Here is a 25,226-nt window from a genome sequence, read left to right as displayed (position 1 = left end):
GCGGCCGCGAAAGCCGGCGCGCCGTTCGTCGCCCGGGCCGCTCCGCTCGTACCGACGGGCGCCGCAGCCGCACGAGAGGCCGGTCGGGTTTTTCCCGATCCGTCGCCCGCCGCGGCCTTCGCGCCGCAGCGGGCCGCGAAACGGCCGCCGGCACGCCGCGCCGGAACGCGCGGCCGGCGCGGTCGGGCGATACCCGTCCGGATCGTGCTGACGCGAGGCCGCACCGCGCTGACGAGACTGCGACGGCGAGCGCTGTTTCCGTCGTCCGCCCGACCGTCCGCCATGCCGACCATCGCCCCGCCCGTCCGCCGCCCGATGCGCCTGCTCGCCCTGCTGGGCGCGGTGCTGGCGTTCGGCGCCGGCTGCGCCGCCTCGGCGGCACCGAGCCCGCCGGCCGACGACGATGCCGCCCGCATCGGCGCTGGCGCCGCACGCGCGCCGGGCACCGACTACCGCAGCACCGCGCTGGCGGACGGTCGCACCCGCGTCAGCACCCGCATCCTCACCTTCGACGGCGAAACGCTCGATCTGACGTTCGAACTGCCGGCCGCGGCCGGACGCGATTCGCTGCGCGAGTTCGGCATCCACGACGCGGAACTCGAATCGCTGCGCGCCGCCTGTCTCGCCGCGCCGCGCTGCGAGCAGGCCGCCTTCGACCGGCAGACGACGCGCTACTACCGCGAGCACGCGCTGCGCCTGCGCCCGGTCGCCGGCCAGGTCTCGCGCCTCTCCGTGGATATCGCCGAAGTCGTGCGCCGCAACCGCGCTCGCGTGCGGCCGGTCGCGCAGGCCCTGCGCGCCGCCGCCGCCGCGCGCGGCCGCGACGCGGACTGGACGATGCGCGCGGCGATCGCGCTGGTGCAGACCGGACTCCTCTACCGGCGGCCGGCGCTCAGCGAAGACGGCCGCCAGATCCTCGGCTTCTATCCACCGCCGCGCGCGCTGGAACAGGGTTACGGCGACTGCGATACCAAGGCGGCGCTGCTGGCGGCGATCCTGCAGAACCTCGGCGACACGCCGCTGGTCGGCGTGCACGTGCGCCGCCACTACCTGCTCGGACTGGCGGCGACGCCGCGCGCCGGCGAAGCGGTCATCACGCACGGCGGCCGCCCCTGGGTGCTGCTCGAAGCGGCCGGCCCCGCGCAGCGCGCGCCCGGCCGCATCGCCGACAGCACGCAGGCCGCGCTCGCGCGCGGCGAGGGCCTGCGCATCGATCCGCTGTGAGCGGCCTTCAGCCGCCGCGGTAGGCCGGCGGAATCGTCAGCTCATAGGTGACGCCGGAGCCGGTCTTGCCGATCGCCAGGTTCGGTCCGCGCTGCGAGCTGAAGTAGAGCCGCGAACCGTCGGCGGTGAACGCCGGGCCGGTCAGTTCCGAGCCGCCGAGCGTGATCTGCAGCAGCGTCTTCGCCGGCGCGCCGGGCACGATCACCATCAGCCGCATCGCCTCGCCGTCCTCGGCGACGACGATGTCGCCGGCCGGGCTGACGACGAGGTTGTCGACGTCGTCGAACGGCGGATCGATCGAGGCGTTGTCGAACACGGTCTGGATCAGACCGTTGTCGATGTCGTAGGCGTAGACGCGGTTGTCGCCCTTGGTGGTGAAGAACACCAGCGCGCGCGTCGCGCCGCTGCCGCCGGCCGGGATCGCGGTCAGCGCATCCGGCACCGCGTAGTGCCAGATGCCTTCGCCGCCCTTGAACACCGTGCCCGGCACCGTCTGGCCGGCGGCGGCGAGCGCCGAGCGCACCTCGCCCTGCGCGCGGCCGGGCTCGGCGACGTCGATCCAGCTGACTTTGCGCAGCAGGCGGGCGTTGTCGTCGCCGTCGATGTAGGCGTCGTTCTCGTAGCCCTCGACGTTCATCACCTGCAGGCGGCCGCTCTGCATCTTCAGCCACGTCACGCCGTTCTCGCTGACGAGATCGCTGGCGTCGGCGACGAAGCGATAGAAGCGGCCATCGCCGGCATCCTCGGTCAGGAACACGGTGCGCGTCGCCAGATCGATGCAGGCCGCCTCGTGATTGAACAGGCCGAGCGCCGGCAGCGCGCGCGCATCGTCCGGCGTGCCGAACGGCTGGCACTCGTAGACCTGGCCGTCGCCGGTCTCCTCGCAGGACAGCCAGGTCTGCCACGGCGTCTTGCCGCCGGCGCAGTTGCGGCGCGTGCCGTCGAGGATGCGGTAGGCGGCGGTAACAGTGCCGTCGGCGGCGAAGCGCAGCGCGCCGACGCCGCCGTCGCGGCTGGAGCCGAACACGCTGCCGTTGACGCCGGTCTCGCTGTTGCTGACGTAGACCCAGCCGCCGTCCGGCGCGTCGAACACGGCGCCGCCGTCCGGCGCGTTGTGCCAGACGTAGCCGCTGAGACCGAGCAAGTCGAAATTGCCGGTGAGCGGATTCGTGTAGTGCCGGGCGACCGCGCGAACCGAGAAGCCGGCCGGAATGCGGATGCCGTCGAGCCCGGCATCCTGCAGCTCGCCGATCGTCGACAGCGGCCCCGGCGTCACCGGCAGTGCGTCGCTGCGCGGCGCCGCAGCGTCCGCGCCGCTGGCGCCGCAGGCGGCCAGCCACGCCGGCAGGCCGAGCGCGCCGGCGCCCAGGAACACGCGGCGCAGGAATTCACGACGATCGCTCGCCGCGGTCAGGATGGCATCAGACATCGGATCACCCGCTCGGTCACAGGGAAAGCGCGGCAGCTTCGAAAGGCCTTGTGACGCTTTGATGTATTGCCAGAGCGCCGACCGCAGGGCGTCAGCAAAGAGCCGGATTTACCGGTTGTGCGGGCATTTCGACCGGCTTGCGCCGGCGGGCGCCGGCTCAGGACGACGGCCCCGCCGCACCGCGCCGGTAGTCGCCGGGACTGACGCCGGTCCACTGGCGGAACGCGCGGTGAAAGGCGCTCGGTTCGGCGAAGCCGAGCGCCTGCGCGATCTCGCCGACCGGCAGGCGCGAGCGCGTCAGATAGCGGATCGCCAGATCGCGGCGCAGCGCGTCCTTGATGCGCCGGAACGACTGGCCCTCGTCGTCGAGGCGACGGCGCAGCGTCGACACGCCGAGACCGAGGGCGGCGGCCAGCGCCGGCAGGTCCGGCCACTGCTCCGGCGGCGTGCCGCGCAGCTGGCGGCGGACGCGCGCGGCGAGGCTGCGCGGGTTGCGGTACTTGACGATGAAATTGCGCGGCGCGCGCAGCAGGAACTCCTTGGCGCTGCGCTCGTTCTGCACCACCGGCGCGGCGAGCTCGATGGCGTCGAAGGTGAAGACGGTCTCGAGCGCGTCGAAGCCGACGTCGCCGGCGTAGACGATCATGTATTCGCGCCACCACGGCGGCTGCGCGTAGGCGAAGCGCGCGGTGCGGATGGCGATGCGGCGGCCGATCAGCCAGCAGAGCAGGCCGTGCAGCAGCACGAACAGGGTCTCGTGCGCGAAGCGGCGGCGCTGCTCGCCGGCGTCGCGCAGCACCACGAAGCGCAGGCGCGCCAGCTCGCCATCGGCCTCGAAGACGATGCGGGTGTCGTCGAGCAGCAGGTTCAGCAGGCGCGTGCCGCGCAGCAGCGCCTCGCGCAGCGTGGGCGTGTGCAGCGTCAGGTGCGTCAGCGTCGCGAAGCTGCCGACCTTCAGGCGCCGCGTGTCGAGGCCGAAGAACTCGTCGTCGAGCGCGCGCGCGATCTCCAGCCACAGCGTGCCGAAGGCGTCGGCCGAGACGCGCGCCTCGTCGGCCGCCAGCCAGTCCGGATCGATGCCGGCGCGGCGCAGCAGCGGCAGCGGCTCCAGACCGCGCCGCACGACGCCGTCCAGCGCCTCCCGCACGAAGGCAATCGCCACGCTGCCTTTTTCCATCGTGATCATGGCTTTGCCGATGCGCTCCGAGTCCTCCGAACAGACGGCAAATTATGGCAAATTCGCTCGCTGCTCACGGCGCTTTCCGGCATCCTCGCGGCGCCGGCCGGCGCCTAGAATCTGCGGTCGTCCCAGAGGGCCGCCAGGCCCGAAGCCGGTATCCGCCATGAACGACCTCTCCGTTGCTGCCCATCTCAAGCCGTACAAGGCCAAGCACAAGATCCGCCTCGTCACCGCGACCTCGCTGTTCGACGGCCACGACGCCTCGATCAACATCATGCGCCGCATCCTGCAATCGACCGGCGCCGAGGTCATCCACCTCGGCCACAACCGTTCGGTCGGCGAGATCGTCAAGGCCGCGCTCGAAGAGGACGCACAGGGCATCGCCGTGACCTCGTACCAGGGCGGCCACGTCGAATTCTTCAAGTACATGGTCGACCTGCTGCGCGCCAACGGCGGCGAGAACATCAAGGTCTTCGGCGGCGGCGGCGGCGTGATCGTGCCGGCCGAGATCAAGGAGCTGATGGGCTACGGCGTCACCCGCCTCTATTCGCCCGAGGACGGCGCGACGCTCGGCCTGCAGGGCATGATCAACGACGTCATCCAGTCGAGCGACTACGACCTCGGCGCGCTCGCGCCGCAGCCGGCCGAGGTGCTCGACGCGCTGCGCAGCGGCGACCGCCGGCGCCTGGCGCGCACCATCACCGCGCTCGAAAACGGCGAGTATCCGGACGGCGTGCGCGAGGCGATCCGCGCCGCCGCCGCCGAAGTGCAGACGCCGACGCTCGGCATCACCGGCACCGGCGGCGCCGGCAAGTCCTCGCTGACCGACGAGCTGGTGCTGCGCCTGCGCCTCGACCAGGGCGATCGCCTGAACATCGCCATCGTCTCGATCGACCCGTCGCGCAAGCGCACCGGCGGCGCGCTGCTCGGCGATCGCATCCGCATGAACGCGATCGACACGCCGAAGGTCTACATGCGCTCGCTGGCGACGCGCGACACCGGCTCCGAGCTGTCGGCAGCGCTGCCGGACGTGATCGCCGCCTGCAAGCTGTCGGGCTTCGACCTCGTCATCGTCGAGACTTCCGGCATCGGCCAGGGCGACGCCGCGATCGTGCCCTTCGTCGACACCTCGCTGTACGTGATGACGCCGGAGTTCGGCGCCGCCTCGCAGCTCGAGAAGATCGACATGCTCGATTTCGCCGACTTCGTCGCCATCAACAAGTTCGACCGCAAGGGCGCCGAGGACGCGCTGCGCGACGTGCGCAAGCAGTACCAGCGCAACCGCGAGCTGTTCATGCAGGCGCCGGACACCATGCCGGTCTACGGCACGATGGCCTCGCGCTTCAACGACGACGGCGTCACCGCGCTCTACCAGGCGCTCGCCGCGAAACTGCAGGCGCTGGGTCTCAAGCTCGACGACGGCCGCCTGCCGAAGGTCATGGTCAAGGCTTCGTCGCAGGGCCGCGCGATCGTGCCGGCCGAGCGCGTGCGCTATCTCGCCGAGATCGCCACCACCGTGCGCGGCTATCACCACGAGATCGCGCAGCAGGCGCGCATCGCGCGCGAGCGCCAGTCGCTGAAGATCGCCAAGGCGCTGTTCGAGCAGGCCGGCCAGCCGGCCGCCGGTTTCGACGAGCTGGTCTCTGCCAAGGACGGCGAGCTGACGCCGCAGGCGAAGAAGCTGCTCGAACGCTGGCCGACGCTGGTCGCGCAGTACAGCGGCGACGAGCACGTGGTGAAGATCCGCGACAAGGAAATCCGCACCAAACTCACGAGCGAATCGCTGTCCGGCACGCGCATCCGCAAGGTCGCGCTGCCGCGCTTCGAGGACGACGGCGAGACGCTGCGCTTCCTGATGAAGGAGAACGTGCCCGGCGAGTTCCCGTACACCGCCGGCGTGTTTCCGTTCAAGCGCGAGGGCGAGGATCCGACGCGCATGTTCGCCGGCGAAGGCGACGCCTTCCGCACCAACCGCCGCTTCAAGCGCGTCTCGGAAGGCATGCCGGCGCATCGCCTGTCGACCGCCTTCGACTCGGTGACGCTGTACGGCTGGGACCCGGACCTGCGCCCGGACATCTACGGCAAGATCGGCAACTCGGGCGTCTCGATCGCCACGCTCGACGACATGAAGGTGCTGTATTCCGGCTTCGATCTGTGCGCGCCGACGACTTCGGTGTCGATGACGATCAACGGCCCGGCGCCGATGATCCTGGCGATGTTCATGAACACGGCGATCGACCAGCAGGTCGAGGCCTTCGAGCGGGCGCAGGGCCGCAAGCCGGACGCCGGCGAGTACGCGCAGCTGCGGGCGCGCACGCTGTCGACCGTGCGCGGCACCGTGCAGGCCGACATCCTCAAGGAAGACCAGGGCCAGAACACCTGCATCTTCAGCACCGAGTTCGCGCTGAAGATGATGGGCGACATCCAGGAATACTTCGTCGCCCACAAGGTGCAGAACTTCTACTCGGTGTCGATCTCCGGCTATCACATCGCCGAGGCCGGCGCGAACCCGATCAGCCAGCTCGCGTTCACGCTCGCCAACGGCTTCACCTACGTCGAGTCGTACCTGGCGCGCGGCATGAAGATCGACGACTTCGCGCCGAACCTGTCGTTCTTCTTCAGCAACGGCATGGACCCGGAGTACTCGGTGATCGGCCGCGTCGCGCGCCGCATCTGGGCGGTGGCGATGAAGAACCGCTACGGCGGCAACGATCGCTCGCAGAAGCTCAAGTACCACGTGCAGACCTCGGGCCGCTCGCTGCACGCGCAGGAGATGGCGTTCAACGACATCCGCACGACGCTGCAGGCGCTGATCGCAATCTACGACAACTGCAACTCGCTGCACACCAACGCCTACGACGAGGCGATCACCACGCCGACCGAAGAGTCGGTTCGCCGGGCGATGGCGATCCAGCTGATCATCAACCGCGAGTGGGGTCTGGCCAAGAACGAGAACCCGAACCAGGGCAGCTTCATCATCGACGAGCTGACCGATCTGGTCGAGGAAGCGGTGCTCAAGGAGTTCGAGGCGATCGCCGCGCGCGGCGGCGTGCTCGGCGCGATGGAAACCGGTTTCCAGCGCGGCAAGATCCAGGAAGAGTCGCTGCACTACGAACACAAGAAGCACGACGGCTCGCTGCCGATCATCGGCGTCAACACCTTCCGCAATCCGCACGGCGAATCGGTGCCGGAGACGATCGAGCTGGCGCGCTCGACCGACGACGAAAAGCAGTCGCAGCTGCAGCGCCTCGCCGATTTCCACCAGCGCCACGCCGCCGACGCGCCGCAACTGCTCGCGCGCCTGCGCGACACCGTGATCGCCAACGGCAATGTCTTCGCGGTACTGATGGACGCGGTGCGCGTCTGCTCGCTCGGGCAGATCACGCAGACGCTGTTCGAAGTCGGCGGCCGCTACCGCCGCAACATGTAAGTCGGGACCGGCCGCGCGCGCGATCCAACTCAGGGTCGCGCGCGCACGGCCTCCCAGGCGGCATCGGCGAACAGCGCGGCGTGCCCGGCGAGCGGCGTCGGCGCCTGGCCGTTGAGCCAGCGCCGCGCGTAGTCGTGCACCGGCCCGATCACCAGCGGCGCGAAGCATTCACGCGGCAGCGCGCGCAGCGCACCGCTCGCGAAGTACGGGCCGAAGTAGGACTCGATCAGCGCGCCGTAGTCGCGGCTGAGCTCACGCAGCGCCGCGTCGGCCTCGGCGGCGAAGCGGCTGCTGCTGACCATGTAGATGAAGCGCGCCCAGTCCGGATGCGCGCCGATCCAGTCGATCAGTGCCAGCACCAGCGTGCGCACCCCAACCTCGGCGCCGCGGACCGCCGCCAGGCGCGCCGCCAGCAGTTCCATATTGCGGCGCAGGCCCTCGACGAACAGCGCGCGGGCGATGCCTTCCTTGCTGCCGAAGTGGTGATAAATGCTGCCGACGCTGGCGCCGGAACGCGCCCCGATGTCGCCGATCGCCGCCGCCTCGATGCCGGTCTCACCGAAGCACTGCAGGGCCGCGGCCAGGATCGCCTCCCGCCGCCCGCCGTCCTGCGTCCCGCTTGCTCTTGCGCGCGCCATTAGAATAGGATTCTAGAATAATATTCTACTTGGAGGCCGTATGTCGTCGACCCCTGCTGCCGTACGCACCCCGGCGACGCCGCTGCCGGCGCGGCTCGTCCGTCCGCTGCTGCCACTGCTGCCGACCTCCGCCGCGTTCACGCTGGTGCGCACGCTGGCGAGCATACCCGGTCGTCCGGCGCTGAAGGCGCGTGACCATGCCGCGCTCGCCGCCGCGACCCGCATCCCGTTCGGCGGCGCCGGCCGGCGCAAGACGGCCTGGGCCTGGGGCGCCGGCCCGACCGTGCTGCTCGTGCACGGCTGGGGCGGCCGCGCCGCGCAGATGGCGCCGCTCGCGCAATATCTCGCGGCGCGCGGCTTTCGCGCCGTCGCCTTCGACGTCACCGCGCACGGCAGCGCGCAGGGCCGGCGCACCTCGTTCCGCGATTTCATCGCTGACGCCGCCGAGCTCGCCGCGCATCTCGGCACCGAGCTGCATGCCTGCATCGGCCATTCCGCCGGCGGCCTCGGCATGATGGCGGCCCGCGAGCGCGCCGGCCTGCGCGCCGCGCGCTACGTCTGCCTGTGCGCGCCGCTCGCGCCGTACGTGCCGGTGGAATCGATCGAGCAGATGGTGGCGCCGCCGCCGGCCGTGCTGGCGCGCTGCGTCGACTACTACGCCGGCCAGTTCGAGCTGCCGTGGCCGGAACTGGCGCAGGGCCGCGTCTACCAGCCGCGGCCGGGCGAGCGTCTGCTGCTGATCTACGACCACGACGATCCGCGCGTGCGGCACGGCGACGGCGAGCGCATCCGCGCGCGCTGGCCGGACGCCGCGCTGCTGAAGACGCATGGGCTCGGTCACAACGGCCCGCTGTGGAACGCCGCCGTGCACGAGGCGATCGCCGACTTCCTCTGAATACGGGCGCTTCGTCCCTTCGGAGGAACAGCGGCGACGGCGCGCGATGCTACGGTCGGCGCTCACCGACTGGAGAACCCGATGCGCCCGGACCTCGAACGCGAGCTCGAAGCGCTGCTCGACAAGCAGGCGATTCATGAACTGATCGCCGCCTACTGCAACGCCGCCGACCGCCACGACTTCGACAAGATGCGCGCGCTCTACCACGACGACGCGATCGACGAGCACGGTCGCTTCGCCAAGGGTCCGGCCCGCGAGTTCCTCGACAAGCTGCCGCAGATCCAGGCGCCGATGGCGATCCTGCATCACAACGTGACGACGGTGAACCTCAAGCTCGACGGCCACTACGCCGAGGGCGAGGTCTACCTGATCGCGATGCATCAGGTGCGCGACGGCGACGCGCTGTACGACGTGCTGATCGGCGGCCGCTACTTCGACAAGTACGAGAAGCGCGACGGCGTGTGGAAGTTCAGCCACCGCTCGATCGTCGCCGACTGGGCCTATCCGGCCTCGCCGAGCAAGGTCGACCTGCAGCATCCGTTCCTCGCCGGCGCCTACATCGGCGCGCCGGGTCCGGCCGATCCCTCGTACGGCTTCTTCCGCCTGCTGCGCCGCGGCGTGCGCTGAGCGCGCCGGCTTGCCGCGCGGCACTGCGCATGCGTAGCGTGAGGGCATGAACTCCGACTTTCCGATCCTCACGGCGCCACAGGCCGAGGCGCTGGCGCAGATCCACGAGCGAGCGCGCTACGGCGCGCTCGGCACGCCGTGCCTGCTGCTCGATCTCGGCGAAGCGGCCGCCGACACGGCGGCGCTCGCGCGCTGGCTGCGCGAGCTGCCGGCGCCGGTGATCGGCATCGGCGCCGCCGCGGCCGGAGACGCGCTCGCCGCAGCCTGCGACGCGCGCGTCGAATGCGCCGAGGCGGCGCTGGCGCTCGCCGAGGCGGCGGCGCGCACGCCGCTCGCGGCGATGACCCTGGTGCAGCTGCTGCGGCTCGCCGAAACGCTGCCGCTCGGCGACGCGCTGGTCGCCGAATCGCTGGCCTACGCGACGCTGCAGAACGGCGCCGAGTTCCGGCGCTGGCAGGCCTCGTTTCGCGCCCCGGCCGCGGCGCCGCGCGAGGCCGGGCCGGCGGTCGTCGCCGAGCGCGATGGCGCGACGCTGCGGCTGACGCTGAACCGTCCGGCGAACCGCAACGCGATGACGGTCGAGATGCGCGACGCGCTGTGCGAGGCGCTGCAGCTGGCGGCGGCCGACGAGGAGATCGCGCGCGTCGCGATCGGCGCGCGCGGCAAATGTTTCTCGACTGGCGGCGACCTGCGCGAGTTCGGCTCGGCGCCGGACCCGGCGACCGCGCATCTGGTGCGCAGCCTGGCGCTGCCCGGGCGCTGGCTGGCCGCCGTCGCGGCGCGCGCCGAAGTCACGGTACATGGCGCCTGCATCGGTTCCGGCATCGAGTTTCCGGCCTTCGCCGGCCGCCTGCTCGCCAGCGACGACGCCTGGTTCCAGCTGCCGGAACTCAAGTTCGGTCTGATCCCGGGCGCCGGCGGCTGTGTCAGCATCGCGCGTCGCATCGGCCGGCAGCGCACCGCCTGGCTGGTGCTGTCCGGCCAGCGCATCGATGCCGCACAGGCGCTCGCCTGGGGGCTGGTCGACGCACGGCCTTGACGCCCCGCGAACGGACATGCCCTGCGGCGCGGCTCGGGTTAGGCTGCGCGGGCGATCCGGAGGAGCCGACGCGTTCGCGGAACACGACATGAATGACATGGACGTCCACCCCGGCGCGACCCGCGCCGACGAGGCGCGCGAGCGCGCGCTCGACCTGATCGGGCATATCGGCCTCAGCCTCGGCGTCGATGTCGTGCTGCTCTCGCTGTTCGTCGCCGCCGGCACGATCAGCCTGCGCGTGCCGCTGCTGTACGGGGCCATCATCGGCGCCACGCTCATCGTGCTGCGCGCGCTGCTGCACCTGCCGCGGGTCCGGCATTGGCGCGATCCGGGACTGACGCGGCCGGCGCTGCTGCTGATGTCGGCCATCGAGCTCGGCTTCTCGCTGTACAGCCCGCCGATGGCGTCCTATTTCCTGAACCTGCTGTTCCTGGCCTTCGCCTTCGCCGCGCTGAACCTGGACCTGCGCGGCATGCTGTCGAGCTTCGTCCTCGTCGCGCTCGGCGGCATCTGGGTGCGCCTGCAGCTCGGCGACGCGCTGGGCATTCCGAACCGCACCAGCGCGGAGCAGGTGCTGGTCTGGCTCGGCCACGCCAGCATCCTGCTGCGCTGCTGCGTCGTCGGCTGGTACGGCAACCGTCTGCAGCGGCAGTTGCAGCAGCGCAATCGCGAACTGTCCGAAGCGGCGCAGGAAATCACCTATCTGGCGACGCACGACAACCTCACCGGCGTCTTGCGCCGCATCCCGCTGTGGGAGCTGATCGGGCGCCAGCCGTCGCCGCCGGGGCACTGCGTGGCGATGCTGGACCTCGATCGCTTCAAGGACGTCAACGACCGCTACGGACATGCGGTCGGCGACGAGGCGCTGCGCCTGTTCGCGGCCACCGTGCGCAACGCGATCCGTCCCGGCGACGCCCTGGGCCGCTACGGCGGCGAGGAGTTCCTGATGCTGCTGGCCGGCACGGCGCCGGCCGCAGCGGTGGCGATTGCCGAGCGCGTGCGGCTCGCCGTCGCCGGCGCCGACTGGCAGCGCCTCGCGCCGGGCCTGCGGGTCACGGTCTCGATCGGGGTCGCCGCCGGCAAGCCCGGCGAGACCGTCGAGCAGCTGGTCGAACGCGCGGATCGCGCCGTCTATGCCGCCAAGCAGGCCGGCCGCAACCGCACCGTGCTGCTGCGCGACGACGGCGTCTTCGAGGTGGCGACGCCAGAGCCGGCGACCGCCGGCTGAGCGCGCCGCGATCTGGCCATGCCGGCGGCGCCGCGGCATGCTCGTCGCATGAACTTCCTCGCGCATCTGTGGCTCGCCGACCGGACCGGCACCTCGCTGGCCGGCAGCGTGCTCGGCGACGTCGTGCGCGGCGCCGAGCTCGGCGCCTATCCGGCCGAGATCGCGCTCGGCGTGCGCCTGCACCGGCGCGTCGACGCGCTGACCGACCGCCACCCGCTGACGCAGGCGCTGCGCGCCGGCTTTCCGACGACGACGCGCCGCTATGCCGGCATCGTGCTCGACCTCGCCGCGGATTACGCACTGGCCCGCGACTGGGCGCGCCACGCCGACGAGCCGCTGCCGGCCTTCGCCGCGCGGGCCGGCGCGGCGATCGCCGCAGCGGCGCCATGGTTCGAGCTTGCCGGCGGCCGCCGCAGCTCGGCACAGGGCTTCAGCGCGCTGCTGCTGTCGTACGGCGAGGCTGCCGGCATCGACCGCGCCGTGCAGCGAACCGCGCAGCGTCTGCGGGAACCGCAAGCGCTGCTCGGCGCGGCGAGCGGCTGGCGCGAGCAGGTGCCGGCGCTGCAAGCCGCCTTACCGGCGCTGCTGGCCGACCTGCGCACGGGCATGCAGACCGAAGCGCTGCGCTGACGGCTTGCCCGCGCGCGGGCGCCTCGCCGCCACAGGGCGGTCGACGGAAATACTGATTTCCACCGACGGTCGCGCCGTTGCCGCCGTTCGCCGCACTGCAACATGGAAACGCCGGGGCGCGCAGGCATGCTCGGAGCGCTTTTCTCCAGCCCTGAGTGCACGGATGCGCCCTCACCTACATTCCTTGCGCCGCCAACGCGGCGCGGTCGCCATCTTCGTGGCCGTCGCCATCACGGCCCTGCTGATTTCGGTGCTGCTCGCCATCGAAGTCGGCCGCATCTATCTGGCGCACCGTCATCTGCAGAAGATGGCCAACCTCGCCGCGCTCGACGCCGCCCGCGTCGTCAGCGGCTGCGACGATCCGGACAACATCACGCAGTCGCGCCTGGTCGACGCGGTCAACACCAGCCTCGACCGCAACGGCACCCGCAGCTCGCTGAGCTCGGTGGTCGTCGAACCCGGCGTGATCAAGGCCGGCGCGCAGACCAAGCGCCGCTATCTGCAGCCGACCGCGCTGTGGCAGGCCCGCGCCGCGCGCGTCACGCTGAGCGCGCCGTTCCCGACCGCGCTGGTGCCGCTGCTGCTGCCGGGCAAAGACAGCACGATGAGCGCGTCGGCGACGGCGCAGCAGGAGGCGATCGGCAGCTTCTATCTCGGCTCCGGCCTGCTGTCGCTGAGCGGCGGCCTGCTCAACGATCTGCTCGGCGCGCTGCTGTGCCCGCTCGGCACGCCGGGCAGCAGCTGCCGCACGCAGGTCGTCAATCTCAATCTGCTCGACAGCACCAAGGGCCTGGCCAGCGTCAATCTCTCGCTCGGCAACCTGCTCGGCGGCGCAACCAAGATCGGCCTCAACGTGCAGGACCTGTCGCAGCTGATCGACCTGCAGCTGACGCTGCCGCAGTGGCTCGGCATCCTCGGCTATGGCCTCGAGTTCGCCGTCAACGAAACCGGCGGCCAGCTCGGCGGTGGCGTGTCCGGCCTGATCCGCGGTCTCGGCGGCGTCGCCGACAACAGCCAGACCTTCAGCCTCGGGCAGATCCTCAACGTCACCGGCGGTCTGCTCAACAAGCCGGTTTCGGGCCTGCTCGGCGCGATCCCGATCGTCAACGGCCAGGACCTGCTGCTGGCGCTCGGCCAGGCGGCGAAGGCCAACGCCAGCGGCAGCGTGCAGCCGATCGCCCTGCCGGTGCAGGTCAGCCTCGGCAGCCTGCTCAACGTCTACATCTTCCTGCAGATACTCGAACCGCCGAAGTTCGCGCTCGGCCGCGCCACCGGCCATCCGGCCTCCTGGAGCGGATCGGCCGCCTATGCCGACTGCAGCGACGGCGACTACACCTGCGCGCAGACCAGCCAGATCCGCCTGCTGGTGCGCGCCGGCATCAACGACAAGGTGCTCGGCCTGCTCAAGCTGCGCCTCGGCGTCGACCTCAACGTCGCCGCCGCGGCGGCCTACCTCGACGCGCTCGAATGCCCGTCGTCGCAGGCTCCGCACCCGACTGCGCATCTCAGCGCCGTGCCGTCGGTGGCCGTCGTTGCGCTCGGTCCGTATTCCGGCAATCCGGAAGACGCCAAGAATGCGCCGAAGATCCTCAACATCCCCGGCAATCCGCAGGAAACCAAGCCTTATCTGCTGCAGCTGTTCCCGGATCAGGGCCTGCTCGGCGCCCTGCAGTGGCTGCTCGGCTGGCTGCTCGGAGACTTGAAGACGACCGTCGCGCTCAACGCGCCGGTGACCGGGACCGTTGGCGACAGCAGCTTCCGCGCGCTGTCGCCGGTCGAGGAGTACAACCGCAGCGCCGCCGCCGGCAAGCCGACCGTCTACACCGCGAAGGGCCGGACCGGCGCCGCCGCCACCCACAACCCGCAGACCGTCGGCGCGGCCGGCGTGCTGCACAGCCTCGTCGGCAGTCTCGTCAACAGCCTGGCCTGCGGCAGTCTGTCAGCCACCTGCAATCTCACTCAGATGCCGAACATCAGCGTGCAGGGCCCGGAGTGGCAGAAGGATTCGGCCAACGTCCTGACCCTGCTGCTCAAAGGCCTGGCCGATCTGCTGAACATGGCGATGCCGGTCATCTCCGGCATCCTCGGCATTCTCAACTTCCTGCTGCAGCCGCTGCTGTCGCTGCTCGATCTGGTCGTCGATGGCCTGCTCAGGCTGCTCGGCATCCAGCTCGGCACGGCGACGGTGATCATGAATTCGGTGACGGTCGACCAGCCGCACCTCATCACCACGGCGCTGCCGAGCGACCTTCCGCAGTAAGCCGCGCACGCGCGGCGCGGCCCCTCGTCAACATGGGTGAGGCGGCCGCGCCGGCGGCTGCGTATGGTGCTGGTAAGTCTGACTCACCAGCATACAAACATGGCCGACAACAGCGGTAGCGTCGAACGTCCCAGCGTCCTGCAGGCCTTCTCCGGCCTGTCGCTCGACGAACTCGAAATCCTCAACAACGCCGACCGCTTCGCGCAGGCCGAGCTGTATCCGCTCGCGCAGAAGATGGACGAGGAGGAATGGTGGCCGGCCGAGATCTTCCCGAAGATCGGCGCGACCGGTTACTTCGGCGTCACCGCGCCGGAGCAGTACGGCGGCGCCGGCCTCGACGTGTTCACGTCCGGGCTGATCCTGCAGGCCTTCTCGCGCTGGAACCACGCGCTGGCGCTGGCCTGGGTCGCGCACGAGAACCTGTGCATGAACAACATCCTCGCCAACGCGAACGAGGCCCAGAAGCAGAAGTATCTGCCGGGCCTGAACAGCGGCAAGCTGATCGGCGCGCTGGGTCTCACCGAACCGGGCGCCGGTTCCGACGCGATCGGCTCGATGCGCACGACGGCGCGGCGCGAGGGCGATTTCTACGTCCTCAACGGCCGCAAGATCTACATCACCAACGGACCGGTCGCCGACGTGCTGCTGGTCTACGCCAAGACCGACAAGGAAAAGGGCAACCAGGGCGTCTCGGCGTTCATCGTCGAGAAGGACTTCCCGGGCTTCAAGGTCGCGCAGAAGCTGATCAAGATGGGCTTCCGCGGCTCGCAGACGGCGGAGCTGGTGTTCGACGAATGCAAGGTGCCGGCCGCCAATCTGGTCGGCGAAGAGAACAAGGGCGTGCGCGTCGTGATGTCCGGTCTCGACCTGGAACGCTCGATGATCTCGCCGATCAATCTCGGCATCGCCGAGCGCGCGCTGGCGCTGTCGCTCGACTACGCCCGCCAGCGCAAGCAGTTCGGCAAACCCATTGCCGATTTCCAGATGGTGCAGTCGATGCTCGCCGAGATGTATGTCTGGGTCGAATCGATGCGCCTTTACACGTATCAGGTGCTGCGCGCCGCCAGCACCGTCGCCGAAGGCGAGGGTGGCCGCGGCGACATCCACAAGCTGACCGCCGCCGGCGTGATGTACACCGCCGAGACGCTGAACAAGGTGCTCAACCATGCCGTGCAGATCCACGGCGGCAGCGGCTACATCTGGGAATCCGAGATCAACCGTCTGTATCGCTCGATCAAGCTGCTCGAGATCGGCGCCGGCACGACGGAAGTGCGCAAGATGATCATCGCCGGCGAACTGTTGCGCAGCTGAGCCGGCACCGATGACGCACGCCTACCAAGCCCAGCTCGACGCCAACAGCGCCGAGGCGATCTGGAACGCCGACACGGTTTATCGCCCCGATCTGTTCAAGGGCAAGGTCGCGCTGGTGTCCGGCGGCGGCAGCGGCATCGGCCGCGCCGTCGCGCTGCTGTTCGCGCGGCTCGGCGCGAACGTCGTCATCTGCGGCCGCACGCCGGAGAAGCTCGACGCGGTCGTCGACTTCGCGCGCGCGCGCGGCGCGACGATGCTGGCGGTGCCGACCAACGTGCGCGAACCGGAGCAGGTCGACACACTGTTCCAGCGCATCCATGCCGAATTCGGCCGACTCGACTGCACCGTCAACAACGCCGGCGGCCAGTTCCCGCAGAACGCGATCGACTACGCGCCGAAGGGCTGGGCCGCGGTCATCAACAACAACCTCAACGGCAGCTGGTACATGATGCAGCGCGCCGCGCAGTACTGGCGCGAGCATCCGGCCGGCGATGGCGCGTGGCGCTCGATCGTCAACGTCGTCGTCGTCACCGAGCGCGGCATGCCGGGCGTCGCGCACACGGTCGCGGCGCGTGCCGGCATCATCGGCGCCTCGCGCACCGTCGCCGTCGAGTGGGCGCCGCTCGGCATTCGCGTCAACTGCGTCGCCCCCGGCCTGACCGCGACCGAAGGGCTGGAGGTCTATCCGCCGGAAGCCGTCAAGGAATTCCCGCTCGCGAATCCTTTGAAACGGCCGGGAACGGCGCTGGAGATCGCCGAAGGCTGCATCTATCTCTCGGCTTCCAGCGGCAGCTTCATCACCGGCGAAGTGCTGACGATCGACGGCGGCGGCAAGCTCTGGGGCGAGTTGTGGACGGCCGGCCGGCCGGATTACTACCGGCTGCCGGCGTAGCGGCGACGGCGAATGCATTTCGCGTCGTCTCCGTCGCGCAGGCCCTGATCGAGCAAGCCCTCACCCTGAGCCTCTCCCCTCGTCGAGGGGAGAGGCAAGCATCCTCTGAGCAGGCCTGTGCCGCGCGGCGTCGGCGTCGTGAGCCGGCCCGAGGTCGCGGCATCCACGCCCAGCCGTACAAGCGCACGGCGAGCCTGGAGGCGCGAGATCGGGACGCGCAGCAGCCGGCTCCGCGCGTCACTCGAACCAGGCGCGGACCAGGTTCTTCCCCTCGCGCTTGGCCTTGTACAAGGCCGCGTCGGCGTTGCGCAGCAGCTCGCCGAAATCGCGCGTCAGCGGCCGCAGGGCGGCGAGGCCGCCGCTGACGGTGATCGTGATGTTGCGCTGGCCGGGCTCGGTGGCGATCTTCTGCTCGGAAAGATGCAGGCGCAGCCGCTGCGCGACTTCGAGCGCCGGCTCTTTGTCGCAGCGCGGCAGAAGAATCGCGAATTCGTCACCGCCGAGGCGGCCGATCGAGTCGATCTTGCGCAGCGGCTGCTGCGCGGCGCGCGCCAGGGTCTGCAGCGCGCGATCGCCGACTTCGGAACCCCAGGTCTCGTTGAGCTTGCGGAACTGGTCGATGTCGAACAGCACCACCGACAGCGGCTCGGCGAAGCGCCGTGCCCGCTCGACTTCCTGCGCGGCGACCTCGACGAAGTGGCTGCGGTTGAAGACCTGCGTCAGCGTGTCGCGGGTCGCGCGCTCGTAGAGCTCGTTCTGCCGCTCCTTCTGTTCGGTGATGTCGTGGAACACCTCGACGAAGCCGACCAGCTCGCCGTTGTCGCCGCGCACGGCGTCAAGCGTGCAGTCGACGATGAGCACCGAACCGTCGGGCCGGCGGCGGCGCTGTTCGTCGCGGCAGTGGCCGTGCGCGCGCGCGAAGTCGAGTGCGCGCCGCGCGTTGGCTTCGCGTTGCGGACCGGGCTCGGCCAGCAGCTCCTCGTACGGGCGGCCGATCACCTCGTCCTCGCGCCAGCCGGACAGGTTGCGCGCACCGCGGTTCCAGCTGCCGACCCGACCGTCGCGATCGATGAGGTAAATGCCGAAGGCGCTGACCGAGCGCACCAGATCGGCATAGCGACGGGGCTCGCGCTGCAGGAGCTGCTCGTACTCGCCGCTGCGCAGCGCGACCGGGTCGGCGGGCAGGGGCTCGGCGAAATCGAGCGGCGGGTAGGTCCCGAGCGGGAGAGCGGTGTCGTTGTACATCCGGTGCATTCTAGGAATGCGGCCGCGCCGAGCCGAGTAGGAAAAGCGCCTTCCTGCTGCCAGCCGAATGCCCGATGCCGGCCAGCACCGCCCCGACGCGATTCAGAACCGGTTCAGGGCGAGCCGCCGAACCTGTTGCGCCACCCTGCGCGCCCCCTTCGCGAAGAAGCCGTCATGAAAGCGATCCCGAAACCGGCGCGCGCCGCCACCGTCGCCGCCTTGGCGCTCGGCCTGACGCTGGCCGCCGGTCTTGTCCGGGCCGCCGATCCGGCATCACCGGTCGGGGTGTGGAAGACGATCGACGACAAGACCGGGCAGGCCAAGTCGCTGGTCGAGATCCGCGAGCAGGACGGCCAGCTGCACGGCCGCGTCGTCAAGCTGTTCAATCCGTCCAAGCCGAATCCGACCTGCGAGCAGTGCGGCGGCGACCGGCGCGGCGCGCCGATCACCGGCCTGGAGATCCTCTGGGGCCTGAAGAAAGACGGCGACGAATGGCGCGGCGGCAAGGTCCTGGATCCGCAGAACGGCAAGGTCTACGACGCCAAGCTCGCCCTCGCCGACCAGGGCCGCACGCTGCATCTGCGCGGCTTCATCGGCTTCGCGATGCTCGGCCGCTCGCAGACCTGGCTGCGCGAGGCCGAGCCGGCGCCGTAGGCGCATCGCACCCCTTCGCCGGGCGCGCGCCCGGCGCGGCGGTGCCTGCCGTGCGCCGCCATCGCCGGCGCCTCTTGCGCCGGCGCCGAGGCGTCCCCATCAGGCGAGGTGCAGGTCCGCGGCGCCTTACCTAGAATCGGCAGCCCGCTCCCAATTTCTCGCATCCGGCGCTCCCTGGCGCCGACCATCCAAGGATTTCCCATGCTCGACTCCGATTTCATCCACGCCCAGAAGGACGACGACGACGCCAAGGCCGCGGCGGCGCGCAAGGTGCCGGGCCTCGAGGAGCGGCTGTTCAAGGCGCGCACGGTCCTGATCTACGGCGCGATCAACCAGAAGCTCGCCGAGTCGTTCAGCGCGCGCCTGCTGGCGCTGGCCGCCGAATCGGACGATCCGATCACGATCTATATCAACAGCCAGGGCGGCCACGTCGAATCGGGCGACACGATCCACGACATGATCAAGTTCGTGAAGCCGACCGTGCGCATCATCGGCACCGGCTGGGTCGCCAGCGCCGGCGCGCTGATCTACAGCGCCGCCAAGCGCGAGAACCGCCTGTCGCTGCCGAACACGCGCTTCATGCTGCACCAGCCGTCCGGCGGCGCCGGCGGCACGGCGTCCGACATCGCCATCATGGCCAAGGAAATCGTGCTGATGCGCCAGCGTCTCAACGAGATCTTCGCGCGCGAGACCGGCCAGCCGCTCGAGCGCATCCAGCGCGACACCGAGCGCGACTACTGGATGAGCGCGCAGCAGGCCCAGGAGTACGGCCTGGTCGGCCGCATCATCGACAACGCCGGCCAGATCGACGGCTGAGCCGGGCGGCAGCGCCCGGCAGGGCCGTACAGGACGCCGCCGTCATCGGCGGCGTCTTTCGTTGCGGATCCAGCTGCGCTCAGTGCTGCAGATCGAGCGCGTCGGCCTGCAGGCCGCGCGCGCGCAGCAGGGCGACGAGCAGCGCGCTGTCGCCGTGCATCGCCAGCACGCGGCGCGCGCCGGTTTCGTCGATCGTGCGCAGCAGCGACGGCCAGTCGGCGTGGTCGGACAGCGTGAAGCCGCGGTCGTACTTCGCAGAGCGTCCATTATCTGCGCCCATCCAGCCCGAAGCGAAGCCGGTGCGGTACGGCGCCAGACGCTTCAGCCACGGCGTGCCGAACGCGTGCGGCGGCACCAGAATCAGCGCGCCGCGGAAGTCGTGGCTCGCCACGCATTCGTTGACCGGTTTCGTCGCCAGCATGGCGATGCCTTCACGCCGGTAATGGCCGACCAGCTTGGTCATCGCCTCGTGCAGGTACACCGTCGTCTCGGCATCGACATGGCGCCGCAGCTCGGCGAGCACGCGCTGCGCCTTGCCGAGCGCGTAGCAGAACAGCACGGAGGCAAAACCGTCGGCGCGATTCTGCTGCCACCACGCGTGAATCGCGGCGCTGGCGCTGCCGGACGGCGGCCAGACGTAGTCGGGTGACGCGAACGTCGTCTCGGTGACGAAGGTATCGCAGCGCACGACCTCGAACGGCGCGCAGCTCGGATCGTCGTCGCGCTTGTAGTCGCCGGACACCACCCAGACCTCGCCGTCGACCTCGATGCGCACCTGCGCCGAGCCGAGGATGTGGCCGGCCGGATGCAGCGAGACGCGCGCGCCGCCGAGTTCGAAGACCTGTCCGTAGTCCTGCGGCTTGACCTGCGCCGCGGCGCCGAGCCGCGTCTTCAGCAGCCGATAGCCCGGCGTCGCCGTCCAGTAGCGCGCACAGCCGCTCTTGGCGTGGTCGCCGTGCGCATGCGTGACCACCGCGCGCGTCACGCGCTTGTGCGGGTCGATGTAGAAGTCGCCGGCCGGACAGTAGAGGCCTTCGGGACGAAGGACGACGAGATCGCTCATCGCGGCGATGGTAGCGCGGATGCGCTCGCGCCTCCTGCGTCCGTGCGAACGTCTCCCGCCGGCGCCGCTGGCCGGCCGCGGGCGCGCGGACTCGCCGCCGACCTGCAAAGGCTCGACGCGACCTTCGCGTTCAGGCCTCGCCGATCTGCTGCAGCAGGCGCTGCAGCGCGCCGCGGTTGGCGTCGACCACGCGGCGGCCGGCATCGCCGATCTCGTGACGGCGGCGCTCGTCGCGCAGCAGCACGCGCAGCGATTCGGGCAGCGAGTTGGCGCTGATCTGGATGCCGCCTTGGGCGTCAAGCAGCAGGTCGCGCGCCTGCACGAAGTTGTGCATGTGCGGGCCGAACAGCACCGGCAGGCCGAGCGCCGCCGGCTCGAGCACGTTGTGACCGCCGACCGGCACCAGCGAGCCGCCGACGAAGGCGACGTCGGCGGCGGCGAAGTACGCGTACATCTCGCCCATGCTGTCGCCGAGCAGGACCTGTGCCGTCAGCACATCACCTTCGGCACCCGGTGCGCCGAGCGCGCTGCGCCGCTGCACGCTGAAGCCGGACTTCTCGGCGAGCCGGCCGACCGCGTCGAAGCGCTGCGGATGGCGCGGCACCAGCATGAGCAGCGCCTGCGCATCGGTGCGCAGCAGTTCGCGATGCGCAGCGAGCAGGATCTCGTCCTCGCCCTCGTGCGTGCTCGCCGCGATCCAGATCGAGCGCGTGCCCGCGGGCCGGCCGCTGCAGCGCTCGCGCAGCCAGGCGCCGAGCGCCAGCTGCGCTTCGGGAATCGTCTGGTCGAACTTGATGTTGCCCATCACGCTGACGCGTGCCTCCGGCGCGCCGAGCGCGCGAAAGCGCTGCGCGTCAGCCTCGCTCTGCGCGGCGATGTGGGCGACGTCGGCCAGCGTCGCGCGGGCAAACCCGGCAACGCGCGAATAGCCGCGCAACGAACGCGGCGACAGGCGCGCGTTGGCGATCGTCAGGGCGATGCCGCGCGCGGCAGTCGCGCGCAGCAGGTTCGGCCACAGCTCGGTTTCCATGACGACGACCTTGGCCGGCCGCACGCGCGCGAGGAAGCGCGCGACCACGTCCGGCAGATCGTACGGCGCATAGGAGTGGCGCACCTGCGCGCCGAGCGCGGAGCGCACGCGCTCGGAACCGGTCGGCGTGGTCGTCGTCACCCAGACGCGACCCTCGCCGTGGCGCGCGACCAGCGCGCGGATCAGCGGCAGCGCCGCCAGCGTCTCGCCGACCGAGACGGCATGCACCCAGACCGCGATCGGCTCGGGCGGCGGCGCCACGAAGCCGAAGCGCTCGCCCCAGCGCTGCCGGTAGGCCTGCAGCTCGCGGCTGCGCCAGAGCAGGCGCAGCAGGACGAAAGGCGTGAGCAGATAGAGAAGCACGGTGTAGAGGGCACGCATGGGTCGCAAGCCTAACGGCCGACCATGACCGCTACAATGCACGTTCCTTCCGGCATCGCTCCGCATGGCTGCCCCCACGCTCGAACCCCGCCATTTCCATCCGCGCTACTGGCCGACCTGGATCGGCATCGGCCTGATCTGGCTGCTGAGCTGGCTGCCGATCCCGCTGCTGCTGGCGCTCGGTTCCGGGCTCGGCTGGCTCGCCGGACACGTGCTGCGCGGTCGCCGCCGCGTCGTGCGCGTCAATCTCGAACTGTGTTTTCCCGAGCTGAGTCCGGCGGCGCGCGCAAAGATGGTCGACGCGCATTTCCGCGCGGTCGGCGCCGGGCTGTTCGAAGCGGCGATCGCCTGGTTCGCGCCGGACTGGCGGCTGCGCCAGCGCGGCGAGGTCGTCGGCCTCGAACACCTCGACGCCGCGCAGGCCGACGGCTCCGGCGTGCTGCTGCTGACCGGTCACTTCACGACGCTGGAGATCGGCGCGCGCTACCTGTGCCTCGCCGGCCGGCCGTTCCACGCCATGTACCGGCCCTACAACAACGCCGTGCTCGATTACTTCATGCATCACTGGCGCGAGGGCCGCTCCGGCCTGCCGGCGCTGCCGCGCGACGATCTGCGCGGCCTGGTCAAGGCGCTGCGCCAGGGCCATGCGATCTGGTACGCGCCGGATCAGACGCTGGACCGCCGCATCAGCGTGTTCGCGCCGTTCTTCGGCGTGCCGGTCGGTACCATCACGGCGACCGCGCGCCTCGCGCAGATGGGCCGCGCCAAGGTCGTGCCCTACTTCCCGCAGCGCGTCGGCGGCCGCTATCGCATCGTGTTCCTGCCGGCGCTCGAAGACTTTCCGAGCGGCGACGAACTGGCCGACGCTACGCGCGTCAACCGCGCGCTGGAGGAAGGCGTGCGCCTGGCACCGGCGCAGTATTTCTGGATCCATCGCCGCTTCAAGCGCGTGCCGCCGGGCACGCCGAATCCCTACAAGCGTCGCTGACGATCACACGAAAACGGGCGGAATCGGCTGTTATAGTTGCGCGGATCAAGAATCAAGGGGATCGGGATACGCATGGACAGGTTTCGGCGGGCCGCCTGGGCGGCCGTACTCGCGGGCGGCCTGACGCTGGCCCCGGTGGCGTTCGCCGCCAACGTCGCGCAGGACGCGCAGGCGCTGATCGACGCCGGCAAGGCCGATGCGGCGCTCGGCAAGCTCAACGATCACCTCGCCAAGAATCCGCAGGACGCCGAGGCCCGCTTCACCAAGGGCCTGGCGCTGGTCAAGCTCGGCCGCAGCAAGGACGCGATCCGCGTCTTCGCCGACCTGACGCGCGACTATCCGCAGCTGCCCGAGCCGTACAACAACCTCGCGGTGCTCTACGCCGCGCAGGGCGACTACGAAAAGGCGCGCGACGCGCTGCAGGCCGCGGTCGCCAAGCATCCGAGCTACGCCACCGCGCACGAGAACCTCGGCGACATCTACGCCGCGCTGGCCGGCGCCGCCTACGGCAAGGCGGCCGCGCTCGACAGCGGCAACCCGGGCGCGCGGCGCAAGCTCGCCGTCATCAACCAGCTCGATACCGGCTATGACCTCGCCGCGGCGCCGCAGCCGGTGGCCGCTGCACCGGTCAGCGCCGCGCCGGCGCCGGCCGCAGTCGCCCCGATGCCGGCGGCGGCCAAGCCGGTCGCCGCGCCCGAGCCGCCGCAGAGCGCCGAAAGCAGTGCGCGCCACGAAGCGGCGCTGGCGCAGGTTGCGGCCTGGGCCAAGGCCTGGGCGAGCAAGGATCTCGATACCTACTTCTCGCTGTACGCGCCGGAGTTCACGCCCGAAGGCGGCATCTCGCGCGCCAGCTGGGAAGCGCAGCGCCGCGATCGCATCGGCAAGCCGCAGCACATCGCCGTGCGCGTCATCAATCCGCAGGCCAGCGACATCGAGGACGGCGCCGTGCGCGTCGGCTTTCGCCAGGCCTACGAGTCCGATTCGTTCTCCGACACGGTCAACAAGGTCATCGAGCTGATTCCGGCCGACGGCACCTGGAAGATCGTGCGCGAATACACGCGCTGACCGGACGTCGGCGGGACACGCTTTGCGGGGGCGGCGGGACTTGAAACGTCTGAGTGTACGCGTGCGGCCGGCGCTGCTGGCCGCTGGCCTGTTCGCCGGCGCTGCGGCGGCGGCGCCGCTGGCGCCCGATCAGCAGTTCGGCGCCGTCATCGGCCTGCTCGACGCCGGCAAGGCCGAAGACGCGCTGCACAGCCTCGAGCAGCTGACACAGCGCGCACCCGACTATCGCCTCGCGCAGCAGTTCTACGGTGAGCTCAAGAGCCGGCTCGCCAGCGACGCGCGCGCGCCGCAGCTCCAGTCGCTCGCCGAGGAAGCGCGCCTGCGCCTGGCCAGCGAGCGCGCCGTGCCGCAGTCCGGCACGATGCCCGACGCCGTGCTGCGGCTCGCCGCCAGCTTCAAGCACCTGATCGTCGTCGACCTGCCGCGCGCGCGGTTGTACCTGCTGCAGAACGATCACGGCCAGCTCAAGCTGCTGCGCAACCATTACGCGGCGATGGGCAAGAACGGCTGGGGCAAGCAGGCCGCCGGCGACAACCGCACGCCGATCGGGCTGTACCACATCACCGGCTGGATCGACGGCAAGAAGCTGCCGGATTTCTACGGCGCCGGCGCCTTTCCGCTGAACTATCCGAATCTCTGGGATCAGTTCAAGCGGCGCACCGGCTACGGTATCTGGCTGCACGGCGTGCCGAGCAGCACCGACACGCGCCCGCCGCTGTCGAGCGAGGGCTGCGTGACGATGGCCAACGCCGATCTAGTCGCGCTCAAGCCGTACATCGAGCTCGGCCAGACGCCGGTGCTGCTCAGCGACGCGCTGAGCTGGCAGACGCCGGCGCAGACGCAGAAGGAACGCGACGCCTTCCTGGCTCGGATCGAGAAATGGCGTCACGCGTGGTCGAGCCTGAACACCGACGCCTATCTGGATTTCTACGGCAGCGAGTTCACCACCGAAGGCATGAAGCGGCGCGACTTCGTCGCCCACAAGCGCCGCGTCAACGCACAGAAAAAGTTCATCGAGGTGCAGCTGTCCGACATCAGCCTGTACCGCTATCCGGGCAGCGACGGCGAGCTGATGCTCGCCGAGTTCACGCAGCACTACCGCTCCGACAATTTCCGCATGGAGTCGCGCAAGCAGCAGTTCTGGAAGCGCGAGGCCGACGGCCAGTGGAAGATCTTCCGCGAGGAGAACCGCTAGCGGCCT

21 protein-coding genes are annotated in these 25,226 nt (G+C 70.4%); 15 read left to right on the top strand and 6 right to left on the bottom strand.

Annotated elements, in window-relative coordinates; all coding sequences use genetic code 11:
• Positions 1–282: 282 nt before the first annotated feature.
• Positions 283–1,224 carry a hypothetical protein gene (locus tag H149_RS21895; RefSeq protein WP_020647997.1) on the top strand — a complete coding sequence of 314 codons (942 nt, stop codon included), beginning with the start codon at positions 283–285 and terminating at the stop codon, positions 1,222–1,224.
• A 7-nt stretch (positions 1,225–1,231) separates the two neighbouring features.
• On the opposite strand, the gene H149_RS0101705 is transcribed toward H149_RS21895, so the two are convergent.
• Together H149_RS0101705 and H149_RS0101700 are read right to left on the bottom strand one after the other, a co-directional pair.
• Positions 1,232–2,653, bottom strand: coding sequence for an alkaline phosphatase PhoX (locus H149_RS0101705; RefSeq protein ID WP_020647996.1), 1,422 nt, complete (start codon positions 2,651–2,653; stop codon positions 1,232–1,234).
• A 157-nt stretch (positions 2,654–2,810) separates the two neighbouring features.
• The gene (locus H149_RS0101700) at positions 2,811–3,839 is read right to left on the bottom strand and encodes an AraC family transcriptional regulator (protein ID WP_020647995.1); all 1,029 of its coding nucleotides are present in this window, start codon (positions 3,837–3,839) and stop codon (positions 2,811–2,813) included.
• A 157-nt stretch (positions 3,840–3,996) separates the two neighbouring features.
• On the opposite strand from H149_RS0101700, the gene icmF reads away from it, so the two are divergent.
• Positions 3,997–7,263: a fused isobutyryl-CoA mutase/GTPase IcmF gene (gene icmF / locus H149_RS0101695; RefSeq protein WP_020647994.1), complete on the top strand. Its 3,267-nt coding sequence runs from the start codon at positions 3,997–3,999 to the stop codon at positions 7,261–7,263.
• 29 nt (positions 7,264–7,292) lie between these two features.
• On the opposite strand, the gene H149_RS0101690 is transcribed toward icmF, so the two are convergent.
• Positions 7,293–7,901 carry a TetR/AcrR family transcriptional regulator gene (locus tag H149_RS0101690; RefSeq protein WP_020647993.1) on the bottom strand — a complete coding sequence of 203 codons (609 nt, stop codon included), beginning with the start codon at positions 7,899–7,901 and terminating at the stop codon, positions 7,293–7,295.
• 40 nt (positions 7,902–7,941) lie between these two features.
• Here H149_RS0101690 and H149_RS0101685 point away from each other — a divergent pair, with 40 nt between their 5' ends.
• The 8 genes from H149_RS0101685 to H149_RS0101650 all read left to right on the top strand — a co-directional run bounded on the left by H149_RS0101685 (position 7,942) and on the right by H149_RS0101650 (position 16,783).
• On the top strand, positions 7,942–8,796 hold the full coding sequence (locus H149_RS0101685) for an alpha/beta hydrolase (protein ID WP_020647992.1): 855 nt from the start codon (positions 7,942–7,944) through the stop codon (positions 8,794–8,796).
• A gap of 81 nt (positions 8,797–8,877) precedes the next feature.
• Positions 8,878–9,423, top strand: coding sequence for a nuclear transport factor 2 family protein (locus tag H149_RS0101680; RefSeq protein WP_020647991.1), 546 nt, complete (start codon positions 8,878–8,880; stop codon positions 9,421–9,423).
• Positions 9,424–9,469: 46 nt separating this feature from the next.
• Positions 9,470–10,462, top strand: coding sequence for an enoyl-CoA hydratase/isomerase family protein (locus H149_RS0101675; protein ID WP_020647990.1), 993 nt, complete (start codon positions 9,470–9,472; stop codon positions 10,460–10,462).
• A gap of 88 nt (positions 10,463–10,550) precedes the next feature.
• Positions 10,551–11,690 carry a GGDEF domain-containing protein gene (locus H149_RS0101670; protein WP_169518298.1) on the top strand — a complete coding sequence of 380 codons (1,140 nt, stop codon included), beginning with the start codon at positions 10,551–10,553 and terminating at the stop codon, positions 11,688–11,690.
• 48 nt (positions 11,691–11,738) lie between these two features.
• A complete protein-coding gene (locus tag H149_RS19315; protein WP_020647988.1) occupies positions 11,739–12,320 on the top strand; it encodes an ACP phosphodiesterase in 582 nt (193 codons plus the stop codon).
• A 163-nt stretch (positions 12,321–12,483) separates the two neighbouring features.
• Positions 12,484–14,580 carry a pilus assembly protein TadG-related protein gene (locus H149_RS0101660; RefSeq protein ID WP_083930737.1) on the top strand — a complete coding sequence of 699 codons (2,097 nt, stop codon included), beginning with the start codon at positions 12,484–12,486 and terminating at the stop codon, positions 14,578–14,580.
• Between the two features lie 99 nt (positions 14,581–14,679).
• Positions 14,680–15,891, top strand: coding sequence for an acyl-CoA dehydrogenase family protein (locus H149_RS0101655; RefSeq protein ID WP_020647986.1), 1,212 nt, complete (start codon positions 14,680–14,682; stop codon positions 15,889–15,891).
• 10 nt (positions 15,892–15,901) lie between these two features.
• Positions 15,902–16,783, top strand: coding sequence for an SDR family NAD(P)-dependent oxidoreductase (locus H149_RS0101650; protein ID WP_020647985.1), 882 nt, complete (start codon positions 15,902–15,904; stop codon positions 16,781–16,783).
• A gap of 237 nt (positions 16,784–17,020) precedes the next feature.
• Here the strand turns inward: H149_RS0101650 and H149_RS0101645 are convergent, their stop codons facing one another.
• A complete protein-coding gene (locus tag H149_RS0101645; protein WP_020647984.1) occupies positions 17,021–18,028 on the bottom strand; it encodes a sensor domain-containing diguanylate cyclase in 1,008 nt (335 codons plus the stop codon).
• A gap of 174 nt (positions 18,029–18,202) precedes the next feature.
• Between H149_RS0101645 and H149_RS0101640 the strand changes: the two genes are divergently transcribed.
• Both H149_RS0101640 and H149_RS0101635 read left to right on the top strand, forming a co-directional pair.
• On the top strand, positions 18,203–18,682 hold the full coding sequence (locus tag H149_RS0101640) for a DUF2147 domain-containing protein (protein ID WP_020647983.1): 480 nt from the start codon (positions 18,203–18,205) through the stop codon (positions 18,680–18,682).
• 201 nt (positions 18,683–18,883) lie between these two features.
• Complete coding sequence (locus tag H149_RS0101635) at positions 18,884–19,498, top strand: ATP-dependent Clp protease proteolytic subunit (protein WP_020647982.1); 615 nt, start codon at positions 18,884–18,886, stop codon at positions 19,496–19,498.
• 79 nt (positions 19,499–19,577) lie between these two features.
• Here H149_RS0101635 and H149_RS0101630 read toward each other — a convergent pair whose 3' ends face one another.
• The gene (locus tag H149_RS0101630; protein ID WP_020647981.1) at positions 19,578–20,561 is read right to left on the bottom strand and encodes a ligase-associated DNA damage response exonuclease; all 984 of its coding nucleotides are present in this window, start codon (positions 20,559–20,561) and stop codon (positions 19,578–19,580) included.
• A gap of 130 nt (positions 20,562–20,691) precedes the next feature.
• On the bottom strand, positions 20,692–21,972 hold the full coding sequence (gene waaA / locus H149_RS0101625) for a lipid IV(A) 3-deoxy-D-manno-octulosonic acid transferase (protein ID WP_020647980.1): 1,281 nt from the start codon (positions 21,970–21,972) through the stop codon (positions 20,692–20,694).
• 64 nt (positions 21,973–22,036) lie between these two features.
• Here waaA and lpxL point away from each other — a divergent pair, with 64 nt between their 5' ends.
• The 3 genes from lpxL to H149_RS0101610 all read left to right on the top strand — a co-directional run bounded on the left by lpxL (position 22,037) and on the right by H149_RS0101610 (position 25,220).
• A complete protein-coding gene (gene lpxL / locus H149_RS0101620; protein ID WP_020647979.1) occupies positions 22,037–22,960 on the top strand; it encodes an LpxL/LpxP family Kdo(2)-lipid IV(A) lauroyl/palmitoleoyl acyltransferase in 924 nt (307 codons plus the stop codon).
• 72 nt (positions 22,961–23,032) lie between these two features.
• The gene (locus H149_RS0101615; protein WP_020647978.1) at positions 23,033–24,025 is read left to right on the top strand and encodes a L,D-transpeptidase Cds6 family protein; all 993 of its coding nucleotides are present in this window, start codon (positions 23,033–23,035) and stop codon (positions 24,023–24,025) included.
• A 40-nt stretch (positions 24,026–24,065) separates the two neighbouring features.
• Complete coding sequence (locus tag H149_RS0101610) at positions 24,066–25,220, top strand: L,D-transpeptidase family protein (protein WP_154654586.1); 1,155 nt, start codon at positions 24,066–24,068, stop codon at positions 25,218–25,220.
• Positions 25,221–25,226 lie beyond the last annotated feature (6 nt).

Origin of the sequence: Solimonas variicoloris DSM 15731 (genome assembly GCF_000382285.1) — a bacterium.
Taxonomy (GTDB): domain Bacteria; phylum Pseudomonadota; class Gammaproteobacteria; order Nevskiales; family Nevskiaceae; genus Solimonas; species Solimonas variicoloris.
This window is presented reverse-complemented; position numbering and strand designations above follow the sequence as displayed.

What these genes read in the sequence shown, in the direction of transcription:
- H149_RS21895 (WP_020647997.1), top strand. Translation starts at nt 283, where the DNA reads ATGCCGACCATCGCCCCGCCCGTCCGCCGCCCGATGCGCCTGCTCGCC.
- H149_RS0101705 (WP_020647996.1), bottom strand. Translation starts at nt 2,653, where the DNA reads ATGTCTGATGCCATCCTGACCGCGGCGAGCGATCGTCGTGAATTCCTG.
- H149_RS0101700 (WP_020647995.1), bottom strand. Translation starts at nt 3,839, where the DNA reads ATGATCACGATGGAAAAAGGCAGCGTGGCGATTGCCTTCGTGCGGGAG.
- icmF (WP_020647994.1), top strand. Translation starts at nt 3,997, where the DNA reads ATGAACGACCTCTCCGTTGCTGCCCATCTCAAGCCGTACAAGGCCAAG.
- H149_RS0101690 (WP_020647993.1), bottom strand. Translation starts at nt 7,901, where the DNA reads ATGGCGCGCGCAAGAGCAAGCGGGACGCAGGACGGCGGGCGGCGGGAG.
- H149_RS0101685 (WP_020647992.1), top strand. Translation starts at nt 7,942, where the DNA reads ATGTCGTCGACCCCTGCTGCCGTACGCACCCCGGCGACGCCGCTGCCG.
- H149_RS0101680 (WP_020647991.1), top strand. Translation starts at nt 8,878, where the DNA reads ATGCGCCCGGACCTCGAACGCGAGCTCGAAGCGCTGCTCGACAAGCAG.
- H149_RS0101675 (WP_020647990.1), top strand. Translation starts at nt 9,470, where the DNA reads ATGAACTCCGACTTTCCGATCCTCACGGCGCCACAGGCCGAGGCGCTG.
- H149_RS0101670 (WP_169518298.1), top strand. Translation starts at nt 10,551, where the DNA reads ATGAATGACATGGACGTCCACCCCGGCGCGACCCGCGCCGACGAGGCG.
- H149_RS19315 (WP_020647988.1), top strand. Translation starts at nt 11,739, where the DNA reads ATGAACTTCCTCGCGCATCTGTGGCTCGCCGACCGGACCGGCACCTCG.
- H149_RS0101660 (WP_083930737.1), top strand. Translation starts at nt 12,484, where the DNA reads ATGCGCCCTCACCTACATTCCTTGCGCCGCCAACGCGGCGCGGTCGCC.
- H149_RS0101655 (WP_020647986.1), top strand. Translation starts at nt 14,680, where the DNA reads ATGGCCGACAACAGCGGTAGCGTCGAACGTCCCAGCGTCCTGCAGGCC.
- H149_RS0101650 (WP_020647985.1), top strand. Translation starts at nt 15,902, where the DNA reads ATGACGCACGCCTACCAAGCCCAGCTCGACGCCAACAGCGCCGAGGCG.
- H149_RS0101645 (WP_020647984.1), bottom strand. Translation starts at nt 18,028, where the DNA reads ATGTACAACGACACCGCTCTCCCGCTCGGGACCTACCCGCCGCTCGAT.
- H149_RS0101640 (WP_020647983.1), top strand. Translation starts at nt 18,203, where the DNA reads ATGAAAGCGATCCCGAAACCGGCGCGCGCCGCCACCGTCGCCGCCTTG.
- H149_RS0101635 (WP_020647982.1), top strand. Translation starts at nt 18,884, where the DNA reads ATGCTCGACTCCGATTTCATCCACGCCCAGAAGGACGACGACGACGCC.
- H149_RS0101630 (WP_020647981.1), bottom strand. Translation starts at nt 20,561, where the DNA reads ATGAGCGATCTCGTCGTCCTTCGTCCCGAAGGCCTCTACTGTCCGGCC.
- waaA (WP_020647980.1), bottom strand. Translation starts at nt 21,972, where the DNA reads ATGCGTGCCCTCTACACCGTGCTTCTCTATCTGCTCACGCCTTTCGTC.
- lpxL (WP_020647979.1), top strand. Translation starts at nt 22,037, where the DNA reads ATGGCTGCCCCCACGCTCGAACCCCGCCATTTCCATCCGCGCTACTGG.
- H149_RS0101615 (WP_020647978.1), top strand. Translation starts at nt 23,033, where the DNA reads ATGGACAGGTTTCGGCGGGCCGCCTGGGCGGCCGTACTCGCGGGCGGC.